Annotated in this window: 16 protein-coding genes; 9 read left to right on the forward strand and 7 right to left on the reverse strand. The window is 73.1% G+C overall.

Annotation, left to right across the window (positions count from 1 at the left end):
* The first annotated feature begins 20 nt into the window (after window positions 1–20).
* The 3 genes from HNR70_RS11380 (at window position 21) to HNR70_RS11390 (ending at window position 2,506) form a co-directional block, all read left to right on the forward strand.
* Entirely contained in the window at window positions 21–809 is a 789-nt protein-coding gene (locus tag HNR70_RS11380; protein ID WP_221421127.1) for an SDR family NAD(P)-dependent oxidoreductase, read from the forward strand.
* Window positions 806–1,426, forward strand: a complete 621-nt coding sequence (locus HNR70_RS11385) for a TetR/AcrR family transcriptional regulator (RefSeq protein ID WP_184325767.1) — start codon at window positions 806–808, stop codon at window positions 1,424–1,426. Before HNR70_RS11380 ends, HNR70_RS11385 begins: the two co-directional genes overlap by 4 nt.
* 180 nt (window positions 1,427–1,606) lie before the next feature.
* Window positions 1,607–2,506 carry a serine protein kinase RIO gene (locus HNR70_RS11390; protein ID WP_184325768.1) on the forward strand — a complete coding sequence of 300 codons (900 nt, stop codon included), beginning with the start codon at window positions 1,607–1,609 and terminating at the stop codon, window positions 2,504–2,506.
* A gap of 16 nt (window positions 2,507–2,522) precedes the next feature.
* On the opposite strand, the gene HNR70_RS11395 is transcribed toward HNR70_RS11390, so the two are convergent.
* The 3 genes from HNR70_RS11395 to HNR70_RS11405 form a co-directional block, all read right to left on the reverse strand.
* On the reverse strand, window positions 2,523–2,996 hold the full coding sequence (locus HNR70_RS11395) for a DnaJ family domain-containing protein (RefSeq protein WP_184325769.1): 474 nt from the start codon (window positions 2,994–2,996) through the stop codon (window positions 2,523–2,525).
* Entirely contained in the window at window positions 2,993–4,210 is a 1,218-nt protein-coding gene (locus tag HNR70_RS16385; RefSeq protein ID WP_184325770.1) for a YncE family protein, read from the reverse strand. Before HNR70_RS16385 ends, HNR70_RS11395 begins: the two co-directional genes overlap by 4 nt.
* A 100-nt stretch (window positions 4,211–4,310) precedes the next feature.
* The gene (locus HNR70_RS11405; protein ID WP_184325771.1) at window positions 4,311–5,351 is read right to left on the reverse strand and encodes a GNAT family N-acetyltransferase; all 1,041 of its coding nucleotides are present in this window, start codon (window positions 5,349–5,351) and stop codon (window positions 4,311–4,313) included.
* Window positions 5,352–5,497: 146 nt separating this feature from the next.
* Between HNR70_RS11405 and HNR70_RS11410 the strand changes: the two genes are divergently transcribed.
* Complete coding sequence (locus tag HNR70_RS11410; RefSeq protein WP_184325772.1) at window positions 5,498–6,568, forward strand: MerR family transcriptional regulator; 1,071 nt, start codon at window positions 5,498–5,500, stop codon at window positions 6,566–6,568.
* A gap of 141 nt (window positions 6,569–6,709) precedes the next feature.
* Here the strand turns inward: HNR70_RS11410 and HNR70_RS11415 are convergent, their stop codons facing one another.
* Window positions 6,710–7,186 carry a DUF1648 domain-containing protein gene (locus tag HNR70_RS11415; protein WP_184325773.1) on the reverse strand — a complete coding sequence of 159 codons (477 nt, stop codon included), beginning with the start codon at window positions 7,184–7,186 and terminating at the stop codon, window positions 6,710–6,712.
* A complete protein-coding gene (locus HNR70_RS11420; RefSeq protein ID WP_184325774.1) occupies window positions 7,183–8,364 on the reverse strand; it encodes an ATP-binding protein in 1,182 nt (393 codons plus the stop codon). The genes HNR70_RS11415 and HNR70_RS11420 overlap by 4 nt, the downstream gene beginning before the upstream one ends.
* A 463-nt stretch (window positions 8,365–8,827) precedes the next feature.
* Between HNR70_RS11420 and HNR70_RS11425 the strand changes: the two genes are divergently transcribed.
* The gene (locus HNR70_RS11425; RefSeq protein ID WP_184325775.1) at window positions 8,828–10,489 is read left to right on the forward strand and encodes a DUF222 domain-containing protein; all 1,662 of its coding nucleotides are present in this window, start codon (window positions 8,828–8,830) and stop codon (window positions 10,487–10,489) included.
* Here HNR70_RS11425 and HNR70_RS11430 read toward each other — a convergent pair.
* A complete protein-coding gene (locus HNR70_RS11430) occupies window positions 10,486–11,046 on the reverse strand; it encodes an isochorismatase family protein (protein WP_184325776.1) in 561 nt (186 codons plus the stop codon). The two genes, HNR70_RS11425 and HNR70_RS11430, sit on opposite strands and share 4 nt — an antisense overlap.
* Window positions 11,047–11,121: 75 nt before the next feature.
* On the opposite strand from HNR70_RS11430, the gene HNR70_RS11435 reads away from it, so the two are divergent.
* Window positions 11,122–13,161, forward strand: a complete 2,040-nt coding sequence (locus HNR70_RS11435) for an NADPH-dependent 2,4-dienoyl-CoA reductase (RefSeq protein ID WP_184325777.1) — start codon at window positions 11,122–11,124, stop codon at window positions 13,159–13,161.
* Window positions 13,162–13,172: 11 nt separating this feature from the next.
* Window positions 13,173–13,643 (forward strand): nucleoside deaminase, encoded by a 471-nt coding sequence (locus HNR70_RS11440; RefSeq protein WP_184325778.1) that lies wholly within the window; start codon window positions 13,173–13,175, stop codon window positions 13,641–13,643.
* Window positions 13,644–13,649: 6 nt separating this feature from the next.
* Here HNR70_RS11440 and HNR70_RS11445 read toward each other — a convergent pair whose 3' ends face one another.
* Window positions 13,650–15,521 (reverse strand): penicillin-binding transpeptidase domain-containing protein, encoded by a 1,872-nt coding sequence (locus HNR70_RS11445; RefSeq protein ID WP_184325779.1) that lies wholly within the window; start codon window positions 15,519–15,521, stop codon window positions 13,650–13,652.
* A gap of 32 nt (window positions 15,522–15,553) precedes the next feature.
* Between HNR70_RS11445 and HNR70_RS11450 the strand changes: the two genes are divergently transcribed.
* Both HNR70_RS11450 and HNR70_RS11455 read left to right on the forward strand, forming a co-directional pair.
* Entirely contained in the window at window positions 15,554–16,465 is a 912-nt protein-coding gene (locus HNR70_RS11450; protein WP_184325780.1) for a PfkB family carbohydrate kinase, read from the forward strand.
* A gap of 18 nt (window positions 16,466–16,483) precedes the next feature.
* Window positions 16,484–17,008 (forward strand): glutathione peroxidase, encoded by a 525-nt coding sequence (locus HNR70_RS11455; RefSeq protein ID WP_246375205.1) that lies wholly within the window; start codon window positions 16,484–16,486, stop codon window positions 17,006–17,008.
* The last annotated feature ends 55 nt before the right edge of the window (window positions 17,009–17,063 follow it).

Raw genomic sequence — 17,063 nt, forward strand, 5'->3', positions numbered from 1 at the left:
GAGCGAAGGGACTCCCCCCCATGCAGAACCTCATGGACCTCACCGATCACCGCATCATCGTCACCGGCGACGCGAGCGGCATGGGCGCCGCGACCGTGCGCAACTACGTCGCCGCCGGCGCGGACGTGATCAGCATGGACGTCAACGTGGAGCAGGGGCAGAAGGTCGCCGCCGAGGCCACCGCCGCGGGCCCCGGCCGCGCCGACTTCCTGCGCATCGACGTCTCCGACGCCGCGGACGTGAACGCCCGCTTCGACGAGGCGGCCGAGTCGCTCGGCGGTCTGGACGTGCTCGCCCACCCCGCCGCGATCCAGCGCTCCGGCACCGCCTCGGACGTCACCGTCGAGGACTGGGACCTCATGTTCGCGATGAACGTGCGCGGCACGATGCTCACCAACCAGGCCGCGCACCGCCTGATGGCCCCGCACGGCGGCGGCTCGATCATCAACTTCGGCTCGATCTCCGGCCTGCGCCCCGAGGCGATCGCCCCGGCCTACTCGGCCTCCAAGGGCGCAGTCCACTCCTGGACCCGCACGGCCGCCGCGGCGTGGGGCGAGGACGGGGTGCGCGTGAACGCGATCCTCCCCGCGATCGCGACGCCGATGTACGACGCGGCGCTCGCGCGCCTGGACGAGGACGGCCGCACCGCGAACTACTGGATGAACGAGGCGACCATCGCGCTCGGCCACAAGTACGGCGACCCGGACCGCGACCTCGGCCCGGTCATGGTCTTCCTCGCCTCGCAGGCCTCGCGATTCATCACCGGTCAGCTGCTCCCCGTCGACGGCGGCCAGGCCAGCGTCCGGTGACACAGCGTCCCCTACGGAACCCGTCGGATCCGCGGGCGGCGCGCACCCGCGCCCGGATCCGCGGGGCGATCCTCGACGCGGCCCGCACCCAGGACGACCTCGGCGACCTCACCGTCGCCGAGCTGTGTCGCCGCGCCGAGGTGCACCGGGTGACCTTCTACGGCCACTTCCCGACCCTGGACGACGCGATCGCCGACGCCCTCACCTCCCTCGTCGATGATCTGGGGGCGATCGACGAGGAGCGGATCCGCGAGGCGATCTACCCCGCCGAGCTCTCGCAGATCTACCGCGCCGCACTGGATGCGCAGGTCGCGGAGCTGGCCCGGCACCGGGAGGTGTACCGCAGGCTGTTCGGCGCCGACGCCGCGCACGCCTTCACCGCGGCGCTCACCGACTCGCTGCGCGAGCGGGCGCAGCTGGCGATCGACGCCTTCACCGCGGCCGGCATCGAGGTGCCCGGCGCCGGCGACGGCATCGCGGCGCGCTATCTCGGAGCGGGGATCGCGGCGGCGTTCGCGTCCTTCGTCGCCTCCGACGAGGACGATCTTCCGTCGGCCGCGAGAAGGATCGCCGCCCAGCTGCCGCGCTGGTGGCCGGAGGGACCCGCAGGGTCCTGACCCCGGCCGAATAATCGCTGGCGACGGGGGCCGCGCCTGCATAGGCTCGCCCCGTCGCCGCGCCGCATGGGCCGGCCCTGAGGGAAGGAGGACCAGATGAGCGTCACCGTGCTGACCCCTGCCGTCCTCCCCTCCCCCGCGCGCCGCTGAGAGCGGGCGCCCTCCCTCAGGAGACCCCCCATGACCGCGTCCTTCGATTCGGACGACTTCTTCGCACGCTCCATGCTGTCCCTCTCCCTGCCCGACCTCGACGAGGACCAGCGCTGGTCCACCTGGCCCGAGACGGCCCACACCCTCGACCGCGGCCCGCAGCCCTTCCCCGACTGGGTCGTCCAGCACGACGGCGCGATCGACACCGAGCTCGGGATCCTCAAGACCGGCAAGGAGGCCGACGCCTTCCTGATCGAGCGCGCCCTGCCGGAGGAGCAGCTCACCGGCGCTCCCGGCGAGGCGGTGCTCCTGGTCGCCAAGCGCTATCGCGACCCCGACCAGGTCACCTTCCACCGCTCGAGCGCCTACACCGAGGGACGTCGCGGGAAGGACACCCGCGAGGCCCGCGCGATCGCGAAGGGCACCGCCTTCGGCCGGCAGGTCGCCGCCGGGCAGTGGGCGCGCACCGAGTTCGACACGCTGGGACGGCTGTGGGACGCCGGACTGCCCGTCCCCTATCCGGTGCAGATCCAGGGCACGGAGCTGCTGATGGAGTTCATCGGCACGGACGACGAGCACGGGGCGGTCGCCGCACCGCGCCTGCAGGAGACGCGCCCCGATGCCGCGACGGCGGAACGCTGGGCCCGCCTGCTGCGGGACGCCGTCCTCGATCTCGCCCGGCTCGGCCTGGTCCACGGCGACCTCTCCCCCTACAACGTCCTGGCCGACTCGCGCCTGGTCGAGCCCGCTCCCGTGATCATCGACGTCCCCCAGGTCATCGACCTGATCGCGAACCCGCACGCCACCGAGTTCCTCCGCCACGACTGCCGCACGATGTGCGCGTGGCTGGCGGCGCAGGGCGCCCCGCCGTCGGCGGTCGACCCGGAGGAGTGGGTCGCGGCGGCGTGGCGGGGGTGGGAAGCCCGCTGAGCTGCGGGCCGGCCCGTCAGGCCCGTCGGCCGAAGCGCCACCACGGCCGACGGGGCCGGGCGGGCGGCGGGGGAGCGGCCGGCGCCTCCGCGCGCCGCGCGGCCTCGCGCCGGGCGCGCAGGGCCCGCCACCGCTCGACTGCGTCGTCCTCGTCCCAGGCCGGGGCGAGCAGGTGCTGGAAGGGGTTGTCGCGGCGGTCCTGATGGACGCGCTCGGTGAAGTCGGCGGCATAGTCGCGCACGGCCTGCTCGTCTTGCAGCTCGCTCAGCGTCTCGTCGCGGCGCTCGAACTCGCGGCGCAGCAGCACCACGGGCGGCAGGAGGGCGTCGCGGTCCACGTCGTCCCCGGCCAGGCGCTGCTTGATCCACCAGTCGGGGTCGTGCGTGTCCGGGAGGTCCAGCGGCTTGCCGGCCCCGGGCAGGTCGTCGAAGTCGCCGCGCGCGATGGCCTCCTCGAGCGCGGCCTCGACCGGGTCGCGCGGCGTGCTCACGGGGTCAGCGCGTCGCCTGCGGGGGCGGTGTCGTCGAAGACGTCGATCGAGCCGGCGTAGTTGGCGACCCACACCCGGCGCTGGGTGGGCTCGTAGGTGATGCCGATGGGGTTCTGCCCCACCTCGACGGTCTGGATCTCCTCCATCGTCGCGGTATCGAACTTGGAGACCGTGTTCGCGTAGTAGTTCACGACATAGAGCGCGAGGCCGTCGGGGGAGATCGCCATGGTGCGCGGCTCGCGGCCTGTCGCGGTCTCGCGCAGCACCTCGCCGGTCGCGGCGTCGAGCTCGAGCAGCCGGTCGGCACCGGATTCGGTGAGGTAGATCCGCGTCGCGTCGGGGCTGAGCACGAGGTGGCGGGGCTTGCGGCCGGTCTCGAGCACGAGCTCGCTCTCGCCGGTGACGAGGTCGACCCGGTACAGCTCGTCGGCATACATCGCGGTGACGTAGGCGGTGCGGTTGTCGGGCAGCACCACGGAGCCGCGCGGGGCGGCGTCGACGGGGATCTGGCGCACCTCCTCACCGGCGGCGAGGTCGACGACGGACACGGTCGAGTCGCACCAGTTCGACACCAGCGCGACCGTCCCGTCCGGGGACAGGGAGATGAACTTCGGAACCCGGCCCACCTCGATGACCTGGTCCCACTGGTGCGTGGCGAGGTCGAGGCGGTACACGGCGGAATTGCCGATCGCGTCCCCGTTCCGGCAGTCGTCGGTCGCGGTCTCGCCGGCGCCCGGGCCCTTCAGGGAGTACTGGGAGACGTAGGCGTAGGCGCCGTCGGGCGAGAACACGGCCTCGACGGGCGCACCGGTCGTCTCCCCCGCCCGATCCGGGAACCCGTACTCGGCGAGGTCCACGGTGTCGGCGACGGTGGCGGTGAGCTCGAGCGTCGTCGCGTCGTACAGCGTGGAGGTGTGGGTGTACATCATGTTGTTCGCGATGACGGTGCCGGCGGGGCTCGCGACCACGGACTTCGGGGAGATGTCGCCGGTGACGCGGCCGGCGTGGACGAGGCGCGTGGTGTTCGAGGGGTCGCCGGGGAGGGTCTCGACCGCGGACTCCGGGGCTGGGCCGGCACCCCCGCCGAGCACGGAGGTGGCCAGGCCCGTCACCATCCCGCCGCTCATCACCAGGGACATCAGCGCGATCGCGACGGTGAACTGGTGTGAGGGCCGGCCGCGCGCGGCCGACTTCCTGCGGTGCTTCGCCTGCACGGTGCTCCCCCCGTCCGGATCCTTGGCTCGACGATACGGGGCGGGGGTCCGCTCCCCGCCGAGGCGGGGGCGGTGTGTCGCCGGGGCGGTGGTCGAGAGGTCAGAGCTGGGGGCGGCCCTGGAGTGCGACCTCGCGGTAGGCGACCTGGTAGCCGAGCTTCTCATTGACGGCGATCATCCACGGGTTCACGTGCGAGTTCCAGGTGACCAGCGCTGTCAGCTGCGGGGCGCGCTCACGGAGCTGGCGGTGGGTGGCGACCTTGAGCGCGAGGCCGAGGCGGTGCCCGCGGTGCTCGGGCATGACCAGGGTGTTCTCCTGCCAGCCGAGGGTGGAGGCGGGGTTGTCGTGCACGTGCACCTCGGAGTTGCCGGCGAAGCTGCCGTCGGGGGCGATGGCGACGGCGACGATCGGGCGCATGCCCTGCTCGCGCAGCCGCTGCTCGTTCAGGCGGATCCGCTCGGGCGTGTACTCGGGGGCCTCGTGCTCCACGTCCTCGTCGGGCTCGTCGAGCTCGAGCTGGCGCAGCAGCACGCCGTAGGCCGCCAGGTGCTCCTCGGGGATCTCCCCGTCCCAGAGCTCCACGCGGTAGTCGCCCTGCTTCTCCTCGGCCTCGACCTGGAGCGCGTCCAGCAGGGCGTCGTCCAGCGGGAGGGGCAGGCGCCGGCAGACGGCGACGTTCTTGCGGGTGATGCCGAGCCGGGCGGCGAGACGGTTCACGGGCTGGGCGAGGTCGTCGGGGTCCCCGTCGGCCGGGATCTCGCCGTAGGCCTCCACGAGCGTGCGCCCCGACTCGCGGATCGCGGGGAGCAGTGCCTCCTCGACCAGCGCCGTCGCGATGCCGCGGCCGCGCATCGCGGGGTGCACGGAGGCGCCCACGGAGATGGTCTCGAGGTTCTCCTTCTGCGGCAGGAACACGGACGCGCGGCCGACGAGGCTCTCGCCGCCCTCGAGCGATTCGGCGATCGCGACCCAGCGCCTGGTGCTCCAATACGGGGTGTCGGTGAGCTGGGCGCGCAGCTGCTCCCGGGTGAGTGCCTGACTGCCGCCGTGGGCGTGCTCGTCCAGCGCCTGCTCGAGGGCGAGGTACTGGTCGAGCTCGGCGTCGTCGGCGGGGTCGAGGGGGCGGATCGTGAGGTGCATGGGGGCAGTCGACCACGGCGGGGCGGGGAGGGGCGAGAAAATATCCTCGGGGTTGCTTGACCCTCCCCTCGGGGAAGAGCCCAGCCTGGTCCTCGCCGGGACGGACCCGGCGCCCGAGGACCGGGCGGAGGACGACGGAGGATCGCATGGAGGAGAGCCTGCTGAGCATCGGGGAGCTGGCCGCGCGGAGCGGACTGAGCCCCAAGGCGCTGCGGCTGTACGACGAGTCGGGGCTGCTGGTGCCCCGACGCGTCGACCCCCTGACCGGATACCGCTCCTACGGCTCCGACCAGGTGGGCCGCGCCCGCCTGATCGCCGCGCTGCGCGGGATCGGGATGGGGCTCGCCCGGATCCGGGTGCTGTGCGATCTGGACGCCGACGCCGCCGTGTCGGAGCTGCGCTCCTGGTGGCGTCAGGAGGAGGCCGACATGCTCTCCCGCGCCGCTGCCGTCGACGCCCTGTCCCTCTCCCTCGGGCAGCACCCCCTGGAGGACACCATGACCACCACGACCCTCGTCCCCCGCACCGCCTCGGCGCTGCACATCGGCCTCGAGCGCACAGTGCAGGAGGACGCGGTGCTGGTCCGCGCCCTGCCGGGCGGCCGCACCCTCCTCGCCGTCGCCGACGGCTTCGGGGGAGCCGGTGACCTCGCGGAGCGGATCCTCGCGGCCTTCGCGGACTCGCTCGAGCACGCGCTGGCCGACCCGTCGGCCGCTCCACTGCACGCCCTCGAGAAGGCCTGGACCGCCGCGGAGGCGCTGGTGCCGACGGACGACGGGTCCGGCACGACCCTCACCGTCGCGGTGCTGGACGGGGACCGCCTCCACATCGCCCATGTCGGTGACGCCCGTGTGGTGCTCGTGCGCGCAGGGCATCTCGAGCACGTCACGCAGGAGCACACCCTCCTGCGCTCCCTGCTCGAAGCCGGTCGGCTCTCCCCCGAGGAGGCCGCCTCCCCTCCGGACCGGCGCGTGCTGAACCGCTCTCTCGCCGCGGGCGCGCCGACGGCTCCGGACCTGCTCGTCCGCCGGCTCGAGGCGGGCGATCTCGTGCTGCTCGCCACCGACGGCCTGCACGCCGTCGCCGACCCGTCGGCCCTCACCGCGGCGCTGACCGGTGGAGAGACGGATCTCGATGCACTCACCGGGTCGCTCGTGGACCTGGCACTGGCCGTCGGCGGCCCGGACAACGTGGGCGTCGCCCTGGCCCGGGTATGAGGTCGGGCGGTCAGCGCGGTGAGCGGGTGCGCAGCTGCTCCGGGGTGAGTGCCTGACTGCCGCTGTGGGCGTGCTCGTCCAGCGCCGGCTCGAGGGCGAGGTACTGGTCGAGCTCGGCGCCGGCGGGGAGGGGCGACGGACTTACCGCCGACCTGCCCGCACCATCCGCACGATCCCCATGGCGCAGGCGGCGAGCAGGGCGACAGCGCCGAGCACGATCAGCGGCGCCCCTCCCCCGACGATCACCGACCAGGCGATGCCGAGGTAGATCGGCTGGATCGCGAGTCCGGTCCAGACCAGCATCCGCTCGCCTTCGCGGTAGACGGCCTGCGCGTTCTCCTCGGTGATGCGAACCGGGTAGTTGAACAGGCGGGGCCGCGAGGACAGGGCGACGATCCCGAGGGAGAGCACCAGCATCAGCCCGCCGAGCACCAGGATCGACCACCGCGGGCCGAACGAGTCCGGATGCCCGCTCGCGTCGAAGTGGGTCGCGACGATGTCCGACAGGCCCGGGTAGCGCACGAGGATCCAGGCGGAGGTGCCGAGCACGGCGAGGACGGTGAGGGCGCGCAGTCCACGCGTGATGGGACCGGTCGTGTAGGTGCGGGGCGGTCTCATCGCTCGCGCCGTGCCCGATGCGACCTGGTCAGCCCGGTGTCGGGCTCGACATCAGCCCCCACGCCCTCGCGCTCCTCGTGGCGCAGGGCGTCGGCGAGATAGGGCAGGGAGTACTCGACGTGGCCGCGGCCGGCGGGGCGGATGAGGTCGTCCTCGATGAGGCGCTGGCGGAACCCGGACTGCTGGCTCGACTCGATGCCCATGCGCCCGGCGATGACGCCGACGGCCGACGGGCCCTCGTCCTCCAGCATCGCGCGGAGGTACTCGCGCTTGCGGGGGCTCAGCCCGCGCAGGGCTGGGCCGTGCACGTTCTTGATCATCGCCGCGACCACCGCGTCCCGCGCCCCGCGGACGTCCTCGATCTCGATCGTGTCCGCGTCGCCGCTGTTCTGCCAGGCCTTGGAGCCGACGAGCTGGATGAGATACGGGTAGCCGCGGGAGATCTCCCCGGCGAGCACCGCGGCCTCGGGGGTGATGCCCTTCGTGGTGTCGGCAACGGTCATGCGGATCGCCTCGGCGGCGGTGCCGACGTCCACGCTGCCCACCTCGATGCGGTGGGCACGGCGCAGGAAGGTCGCGCCCTCGTGGTCCAGCAGCGCGTCCACCCCGGTGCGCACCCCGGCGGCGAGGAACGCGACCGCGTGCCCGGAGCCGATGAGGTCCTGCACGTGCTGGGTGAGGGCGTGCAGCGGGGCGCGGTCCACGGACTGCACCTCGTCCAGCGTGATCAGCACTCCGCCGCCCTCCTCCTCCGCGAGGCGCGCGAGCCGGTCCAGGACCACGGTGAGGGGTTCGAGCTCGCCGGTGTATCGCTCGTGGATATCCCGCTGCGCGGCGACGCTCGCGATCCTCGCCATCGTGAGCTTGGAGGTCTCGGAGTCGGGGTCGAGCTCGCGCAGGTGCGCGATCGCCTGCCCGCGCAGCTCCTCGACGAGAGAGGTCGAGGAGGTGTGCAAGCGCAGGTCGATCCATCCCGCCTCGAGCGCGAGCTCGCGGAACTCGGACAGCAGCACCGTCTTGCCGGTGCCGCGCGCACCGGAGATCAGGATCGCGCGCGCCTCGGGCACGTTCCCGGCGAGCGCGGCGGTGAACTCCTCGATCGCGAGGTCGCGGCCGGCGAGGATCACCGGGGTCAGGCCGAAGCCGGGGGTGAACGGGTTGGCGCTGGGGCGGGTCATGGCTCCCATCCTGCCCTGCGGGAGTGACGGATGGGGAGGGGGCAGGAGGACTGTGGATATCTCGAGGGCGGCCGACGGGATCTCGACAGGCAGGGTTGTCCACATTCTTCGGGGGATTGTTCTTCATCTGTCGGACCCTTTTGGTAGTGGCGTGTCGCGGGGCAGGCCGGGAGGCGACCGAGGTGTCCACAGCGGGGCGAATAATGCACACAAACAGGCATGATGCAGGCGCGACGAGCCGTCGAGAGCATCGGCCACGTCGGCTCCCCCGCCATTTCCTCGCCCGACCTCTCCTCCACACACCCCACTTTTTCACATATTTATCCACATTTCGAGGTGACCCTTGGGTGAGCGACGTCGGTTCGATATTCTCGACGTATTCAGGGAGCCACCGAGGCGTGGCTCCACAGGCGGGGACGGCGACACGTGCGCGACAGGAACGCAACGGGAGGAGGGGATCGCGATGGGTGAGCTCGAGGAGCCGGCATGGGACTGGTACACCTCTCGCTTCCCGAGCCGGCATCCCGGTGAGGAGCCGGCGCCCGCGAACTCCCCGTCGGACGCCGCCCCGGAGCCTGCGAAGTCCTTCCGCGTCCGTGCCCGCAAGCCGCTGACCCCCGCCACGGTGCTCGAGGAGGCGGGCGGCTATCGCAGCCCCGTCGCCGGCGCGGTGCTGGACGTCCACTACCTGATGCGCGAGCGCTCCCGCCTGTACGGGATCCACCTGAGGATGCTCGCCGAGCTGTACGAGAACGACTCCGAGAACGGAGGCGTGCTCGAGGACGCGGACATGACCGGGATGAAGATCGCGGCAGGGCTGCGCTGCTCGACCGCCGAGGCCACCGACCAGATCCACGATGCCCTGCGCGCCGTGCACCGCCTGCCCACCATGTTCGCCAACCTCGAGCGCGGCGACCTCCCCGAGCCCTTCTTCCGCTATCTCCTGCGGCAGGTGCAGTCCCTGGACGACGACCAGGTGGAGATGGTCGATCTCCGCCTGCACGACGTCGACGTCGCGAACGTCTCCCAGGGCACCTTCGAGAAGCAGGTGCGCTACGCGGTCGCCGAGGCGCGGAAGGGCACTCTGCCGACGCTCCCCTCTCCCACGCCGAAGGTCGAGCTCGGCGCGGTGGACCCGCTCCACGGCACCGCCAGCATCACGATCACCGGCCCGATCCTCGAGATCAGGGCCCTCGCCCACCGGCTCGACATCGCCGCCCGCACCGTGCAGGACGCGCAGCGCCATGCCCTCGCAGGCGGTGAGGAGGGTCCGATGCCGTTCGACCTCGACGACGTGGTGCGGAGCCAGGGCCGGCCCCTGTCCCTGCGCCGCCTCCAGTACGCGATCCTCACCCACTCGGTGCTGGACATCGACCCCGTCGAGGAGACGCGGTCGGTGTACAAGATGCTGCTGACCGTCCCGGTGACGACGATGCTCGGCGTGGACAACCACCCGGCGATGCTCGAGGGCATGACCCCCATCCCCGCCGAGCAGGCCCGGGAGCTGGCCGCCGAGGAGGCGACCTGGACGCGGATCCTCACCGATCCGATCACCGGCGCCTACCTCCCCGTCTCGGCCACGACCTACCGACCCACCGCCCAGATGCGGCTCCTGCTGCGGCTGAGACACCCGATCTGCGCGGCGCCGGGGTGCACCCGACCCACCGCCTACGCCGCGGAGGACGACCACATCGAGGAGTACGACCACGAGGAACCGGACCTGGGAGGCCGGACCTCCCTGTTCAACCTCCACCGGCTGTGCTGGCTGCATCATGCGTGGAAGACGAAGGACCTGATCGACGTGTGGCGGTGGCCGATCGACGATCCGTCCGAGGGTGACGGCACCACCACGCCCGATCCGCTGCGCTCCGTCTGGGACCTCGGCGATGGTCTGCGCACCTCCACGCTCGAAGACACGGACCTGGTCAGCCCCACCGTCGCCTCCGAGCTAGAGGAGGCGTGGCGGGTGCACGAGGCCGAGCGCGCGAACATCCGCGCCTACCACGAGGCCGTGCGACGGGATCTCGAGCGGCACAGCACCGCGAGGGAGGGGCGGCGGATCATCCCGCCCGGCGCCGGCAACGACACCGACGTCGACACCGACGAGGAGGACCTGCCGTTCTAGCGGACGATCTGCACGCCCGCCGCCTCCAGCTCCCGCTCGAGCTGCTCGACACCGTCCGGATGCACCGCCGCGGTGAGATCCCGCAGCACGCGCACGGGCGCCGAGGCCGCTGCGCCGAGCGCCGTGGCCCGCACACAGAAGTCGTATGCGAGGCCCACCACGTCGATCCGGTCCCAGCCGTCGGCCACGAGCGAGGCGACGCTCTCCCCGGTCTCGATGACCTCGCCCTCGAGGACGCTGTACGCCGGGATCCCATGGCCCTTGTGCACGATCTCTGCATCGAGCGCCGCGATCTCGGGGCGCAGCGCCGCACTCTCGGTCCCGGCGACGCAATGCACCGGCCAGGTGTCGACGTAGTCCGGCGTCGTCGAGAAGTGTCCGCCGTTGTCGGTGTCCCCGCGGTGCCAGTCCTGGCTGGCGAGAACCCGGTCGTACCCGCCGGCGGCGACATGTGCGGCGATCCGCCCCGCGACCGCGGCGCCGCCCTCGACGCCGAGCGCACCGCCCTCGCAGAAGTCGTTCTGGACGTCGACGATGATCAGCAGGGATCGGCTCAACGGAAGCTCCTGGCCAGAGGGACGGGGCCCCAGCGTATGCGCCAGCGAACCACACCGGGTGGCACAATCGCGGACATGGCTTCCCCGCGCACCTACGACCGCCTGCTCTCCCCGCTGGACCTCGGTCCGTTCGAGGTGCGCAACCGCATCGTCATGGGGTCGATGCACACCGGTCTCGAGGACCGCCCCGGCGACGTGAAGAAGCTCGCCGCCTACCTCGGCGAGCGCGCCCGCGGCGGGGCGGGACTGATCGTCACCGGCGGCTACTCCCCCGACCGCACAGGGCGGCTCACCCCGCACGGCTCCCAGGCCGACGCCCGTACCCTGCGCGGCCACGACCTGGTCACGCGCGAGGTCCACGAGGCAGATGGCCGGATCATCCTCCAGCTCCTGCACGCGGGCCGCTACGCCGTCCAGCCGCTCGCCGCCTCCCCCGGCGGCGGGAAGTCGCCGCTGTCGCCGTTCCGCTCCCGGCGCCTGACCCGGGGCGGGGTGCGGCGCACCATCGACCACTACGCCGAGGCGGCGCGGCGCGCGATCGACGCCGGTTACGACGGGGTCGAGCTGATGGGCAGCGAGGGCTACCTGCTGAACCAGTTCCTCGCGCCCGCCACGAACGGCAGGCGGGACCGCTGGGGCCGCACCTCCGAGGGCCGACGGGCGATGCCGCTCGCGGTCACCGCCGCGGTGCGCGCGGCGATCGGGGAGAAGGCCCTGCTCAGCTACCGCATCTCCCTGCTGGACCTGGTGCCGGGCGGGCAGACGTGGACCGAGACCACTGCCCTGGCGCAGGCCCTGATCCGGGCCGGGGTCGATGTGCTGTCCACCGGGATCGGCTGGCACGAGGCGCGGGTCCCCACGATCGCGACGTCGGTGCCGCGCGCCGCGTTCGCCGAGAACACCGCGCGCCTGCGCGAGCTGGTGGACGTGCCGGTGGTCGCCTCGAACCGGATCCACGACCCGGCGGTGGCGGAGCAGGTCCTCGCCGACGGCCAGGCGGACCTGATCTCCATGGCCCGCCCGCTGCTCGCCGATCCACAGCTGCCGAACAAGCTCGCGGGCGGCCGGGCGAACCAGGTCGTCGCCTGCATCTCCTGCAACCAGGCCTGCCTGGACAAGGTGTTCGTCGGCGAGCGCGCGAGCTGCCTGGTGAACCCGCGCGCCGCGCACGAGACCGAGCTGGTGCTCACCCCCGTCATCGAGCGCCGCGCGAGGCGGGTCGCCGTCGTCGGCGCGGGCCCCGCCGGGCTCGAGGCGGCCCTCGCCGCCGCCGAGCGCGGCCACATCGTCACCCTCTTCGAGGCGACCGGCGAGATCGGCGGGCAGCTGCGCCTGGCCGCACGCATCCCCGGCAAGGAGGACTACGCGCAGGCGCTGCAGTCCTGGCGGATGCGGCTCGCCGCCGCCGGGGTCGGGATGCGGCTCGGCGCCCGCCCGGGCACCGCGGACCTGCAACGCTTCCACGACGTCATCGTCGCCACCGGCGTCGCCCCGCGCGAGATCGACCTGCCGCGCGAGGGTGGGCCGGACGTGATCAGCTACGCCGACCTGCTCGAGGGCCGGGCCGAGGCCGGGGAGCGCGTCGCGATCATCGGCGCGGGCGGCATCGGCGTGGACGTCGCCGAGTTCCTCTCCGCCCCGCGCCCCTCCCCGAGCCTGGAGGCGGCGCGGTGGAAGGAGCACTGGGGTGTGGTGGACGCTGACCAAGTGCGGGGCGGGGTGGCGACGCGGCCCGCGGCTCCCGCGGCGAGAGAGGTCCATCTGCTGCAGAGGAAGGAGACTCGCATCGGTGCCGGGCTCGGGAAGACCACCGGCTGGGTGCATCGCGCGGAGCTGCGGCACGCGGGCGTGGTGCAGCACGTCGGCGTCACCTACGAGCGGATCGATGACACGGGCCTCCACATCACGGAGGATGGACAGCAGCAGGTGCTCGACGTCGACACCATCGTGGTGTGCGCCGGGCAGGTCAGCGTGAACGCGCTGGCCGACGAGGTGATCGCCGCCCGACGGGGACGCAGCCCCCGGGTGCACGTGATCGGCGGGGCAGACGTCGCCGCCGAGCTCGACGCCGAGCGTGCGATCCGGCAGGCCGTGGAGGTCGCGGCCGCACTCTGAGGAGGACCGACATGGACCGCACCGACCCGACCGAGATGCTCGAGCGCGCGATCCACCTCGCGATCGCGAACGTCGGCGACGGGGAGCAGCCCTTCGCGGCGCTCGTGCGCCTTCCCGGCGGAGAGGTCGTCGAGGGAGTGAACCGGATCCTCACGGACCACGACCCCACCGCCCACGCGGAGATCGTCGCACTGCGGGCGGCCTGTGCGCAGGTCGGTGCCGCGCAGCTGCCGGGCGCGGTGCTCTTCTCCAGCTGCGAGCCGTGCACGATGTGCCTGGCCGCGGCGCTGTGGGCCGGGGTCGACGAGGTCGTGTTCGCGGCGGGACGGGCCGACGCCGCCCGGGCGGGCTTCGGCGACGAGGCCGTGCACGACTACTTCGCCCGGCCCGGCCACCACGCCCTGCTGCCCACCGCGCAGCACCGGCATGCGGACGCGGTGGCGCCGTTCGAGGAGTGGGCGCGACTCAGTGCCGGTCACTGAGTCCCATCAGGAGCCTGCGAGGATCTCCCGGGCGATGGGCCCGGCGGTCACCGAGCCGTAGGAGCCGTCCTCGACGAACACGGCGAGGACCAGGTCGCCCCGGGCGACGATGACCCAGGAGTGCAGCGCCAGCTCGCCGTCGGCGTTCGTGTACTCGGCGGTGCCGGTCTTGCCGATCACGGGCTCGCCGGGCAGGTCCGCGAAGTCGTCGAGGCTGCCGTCGGTGACGACGCCGCGCAGCATCTCCTGCATCTGCGCGGTCTCGTCGGCCGTGAGCGGGTGGGCGATCTCGGGCGCGGCGGGCTCCTGGTCGTCGAGGATCCGCGGGGTGACCGTCGCGCCGTTCTGGACGCTCGCGAGCACGGTCGCCATGGCGAGCGGCGAGGCGAGCACCCGGCCCTGGCCCATCATCGCCGCGGCGTGCTCGACGCCCTCGTCGGCCGGATCGATCGAGCCCATGAACGCGTCGAGCCCCGCCGGGGCGTCCTGGCCGATGCCGAGGGTGGCCCCGGCGTCGGCGAGGGCCGCCTGGTCGACGGTCTCGTGCTGGAGCAGCAGGGCGGTGTTGCAGGAGTGCGCGATGACGGAGCGCAGCGGCATGTCCCCGAACAGCGACGGGTCCATGGAGTCGGCGTTCTTGAAGCTGCGCCCGGCGACGGTCGCGGTCTCCGGGCACTGCAGGGTCGTGTCCGGGGTGACGCCGGCGCGCAGCAGCGCGAGCGCGGTGACGGTCTTGAAGGTCGAGCCCGGGGCGTACTGGCCCACCAGGCCCACGGGGTACGACTGCCCCGTCGGCCCGAGGGCCGCGGCGAGCACGTCGCCGGTCGAGGCGCTGAGGGCGATCACGGCCGACGGGGAGTCCTCGCCCGCGATCGCGGCCGTGGCCCGGCGCTGCAGGTCGTCGTCGAGGGTGGTGCGCACCGTGGTGCCGTCGACGGGGTCGAGGCGGGTGAGGGAGCGGGCGTCGCCGGACTCGGGGTCGACGGCGCGGATGTCCAGGCCGCGGGTGCCGGTGACGGCGTCCTGCTCCGCGGCGATGACGCCGCCGGTCGCGACCAGGTCACCCGCGACGATCTCCCCGTCGGACCCTTCGATGTCCTCGGCGGTGGCCTCGCGCAGGGAGCCAAGCACGCCGGGGGCGTAGTCCCGCTCGAGGGCGAGGGGGCGCTGCTCCTCGACGACGTGGAAGCCGGGGACCTGCGCCGCGTCGTCCAGGCGGTAGCTGCCCTCGTCGGCGACGCGGATGGTGAGGGCGGGGACGAAGGCCTCGTCGCCTGCGGCGGCCGCGGTGGAGGCCAGGCGATCAGGGTCCGTGCCGAGGATCCCGGCGAGCTCGCGGGCGGCGGCGTCGACATCCGCCTCCTCGAGCTGGGACTTGTCCAGGCCCAGCACCTTCACGTCGACCGGGCCGTAGAGCTCGGTGCCGTCGCGGTCGGTGATCGTGCCGGGGGTCGCCTCGAGGTCCGCGACCTCGAGCTGCTCGCCGTCCGCGAGGCCCGGGGCGAGGGCGCCCGCGACGATCCGCGGGGTCCAGCCGCCCTCGCCGCGCTCGAGCTCGACGGTGGTCGTGTAGTCCCAGGTCCCCTCCGGCAGCGGCCAGGACCAGTCGTAGGTGGCGGTGCGGACGCCGCCTCGGGCCTCCACGGCGTCGGCGAGGGTGACCTCCGGGTCGGCGCCGAGGGCCTCGCGGACCGCGCCGAGCACGCGAGCGTCCTCGTCGGGAGCGGCATCGCCCGAGGCGAGGGAGGCGGCCAGCGCCGCGGCCTCCTCCTCGCCGCCCGCCGCGCGGCCCCGCCACACGAGCCCCCCGACCACGAGGGCGGCGACCGCGAGCACGGCGACGATAATGATCCAGGGTGTGCGGCGGGAAGCACTCATCGGGCCATCGTGCCACCTCTACACTCGCTCCCATGCCCCGCGTGCTGCACACCGCCCAGGCCCTGGTCGACGTGGTCCTCGAGATCGACGCCCTGCCGCCCCGCGGCGGGAACGCGAACGCCCGCAGCGAGCACCGCTACGCCGGCGGGGCCGTGACGATCCTGGTCTCCGCCGCGCGGACCGGCGCGAAGGCCGTGCACGGGGGCGCCCACGGCGTCGGCCCCAACGGGGACCTGCTGCGCGCCGCGCTCGCCAAGGACGGTGTGGCGCTCGCGGACGAGCCGCGCGAGGGCCAGGACTCCGGCTACTGCGTGGTGATGGTCGAGCCGACCGCGCAGCGCACCTTCCTCACCGTCTACGGCGCCGAGCGGGAGATCACCGCGCAGTCGCTCGCGAGGCTCGCCCCCGAGCCCGGGGACCTGGTGTGCGTGTCGGGCTACACCCTGTTCGAGCCGACCCGCGAGCCGCTGCTGGAGTTCCTCGAGTCGCTGCCCGCCGGGGTGGACGTGGTGCTCGATCCGGGCGACGCCTTCGCCGAGTTCCCGCGGGAGCTGCAGGAGCGGGTGCTGGCGGTGACGACCGTGTGGACCTCGAACGCGGACGAGGCGCGGGCGCTGACGGATCTCGATGCGCTCGAGGACACCCCGGCCGCGATCCGGCGCCGACTGCGTCCGGGCGCCGTGGTGATCGTGCGCGACGGCGACCGCGGCTGCCTGGTCTTCCACCACGGCCGCGGCACCGAGATCCCGGCCTTCCCGCAGACGCCGGTGGACACCAACGGCGCCGGCGACACCCACACCGGGGTGCTCCTCGCGGAGCGGGCCCTCGGCGCGGACTGGGAGTCCGCCGCGACCCGCGCCAACGCCGCCGCCGCGATCGCCGTGACCCGGCGCGGACCCGAGAGCGCACCGACCCGCGCCGAGGTGGACGAGTTCCTGTCGTAGAGCCCCGGGAGCCCTAGGATGGAGGCGCATGTCACCCCGAAGGAGACCATGGACGCCGCCGGCTCGACCCTGCACGACTTCGACGCTCCCCTGATCGGCGGCGGCACCCGCTCGCTCGGCGACTTCCGCGGCCACCCGGTGCTGGTGGTCAACACCGCCACCCAGTGCGCCTTCACCCCGCAGCTGCGCGGGCTGCAGGAGCTGCACGACCGCTTCTCCCCCCGCGGCTTCTCCGTGCTCGGCTTCCCCTCGGACCAGTTCCACCAGGACCCCGGCACCGACGAGGAGACCCTGGAGACCTGCACCCAGACCTACTCGGTCACCTTCCCGATGTTCGCCAAGACCGACGTCAACGGCGCCGGCGCCCCGCCGATGTGGAAGTGGCTGTGCGCGCAGAAGGCCGGGGTGATGGGCGGGCGCATCGCCTGGAACTTCACCAAGTTCCTCGTCGGTGCCGACGGCATGGTGATCCGCCGCTACGCCCCGCCCGTGCCGCCGAGCCGCATCGCGCGCAGGATCGAGATGGAGCTCGGGTCGTCCTGAACAGGAGCCTCACGAACGCTTGGTAGCGTGGGTCACATCTGACCACTACCGGAAG

Source organism: Brachybacterium aquaticum (assembly GCF_014204755.1).
In the GTDB taxonomy this organism is placed as follows: Bacteria; Actinomycetota; Actinomycetes; order Actinomycetales; family Dermabacteraceae; genus Brachybacterium; species Brachybacterium aquaticum.

Coding starts and splice junctions, on each gene's coding strand:
- HNR70_RS11455 (WP_246375205.1), top strand. CDS start 16,484: ATGGAGGCGCATGTCACCCCGAAGGAGACCATGGACGCCGCCGGCTCG.
- HNR70_RS11450 (WP_184325780.1), top strand. CDS start 15,554: ATGCCCCGCGTGCTGCACACCGCCCAGGCCCTGGTCGACGTGGTCCTC.
- HNR70_RS11390 (WP_184325768.1), top strand. CDS start 1,607: ATGACCGCGTCCTTCGATTCGGACGACTTCTTCGCACGCTCCATGCTG.
- HNR70_RS11405 (WP_184325771.1), bottom strand. CDS start 5,351: ATGCACCTCACGATCCGCCCCCTCGACCCCGCCGACGACGCCGAGCTC.
- HNR70_RS11435 (WP_184325777.1), top strand. CDS start 11,122: ATGGCTTCCCCGCGCACCTACGACCGCCTGCTCTCCCCGCTGGACCTC.
- HNR70_RS11380 (WP_221421127.1), top strand. CDS start 21: ATGCAGAACCTCATGGACCTCACCGATCACCGCATCATCGTCACCGGC.
- HNR70_RS11440 (WP_184325778.1), top strand. CDS start 13,173: ATGGACCGCACCGACCCGACCGAGATGCTCGAGCGCGCGATCCACCTC.
- HNR70_RS11410 (WP_184325772.1), top strand. CDS start 5,498: ATGGAGGAGAGCCTGCTGAGCATCGGGGAGCTGGCCGCGCGGAGCGGA.
- HNR70_RS11445 (WP_184325779.1), bottom strand. CDS start 15,521: ATGAGTGCTTCCCGCCGCACACCCTGGATCATTATCGTCGCCGTGCTC.
- HNR70_RS11415 (WP_184325773.1), bottom strand. CDS start 7,186: ATGAGACCGCCCCGCACCTACACGACCGGTCCCATCACGCGTGGACTG.
- HNR70_RS11425 (WP_184325775.1), top strand. CDS start 8,828: ATGGGTGAGCTCGAGGAGCCGGCATGGGACTGGTACACCTCTCGCTTC.
- HNR70_RS11420 (WP_184325774.1), bottom strand. CDS start 8,364: ATGACCCGCCCCAGCGCCAACCCGTTCACCCCCGGCTTCGGCCTGACC.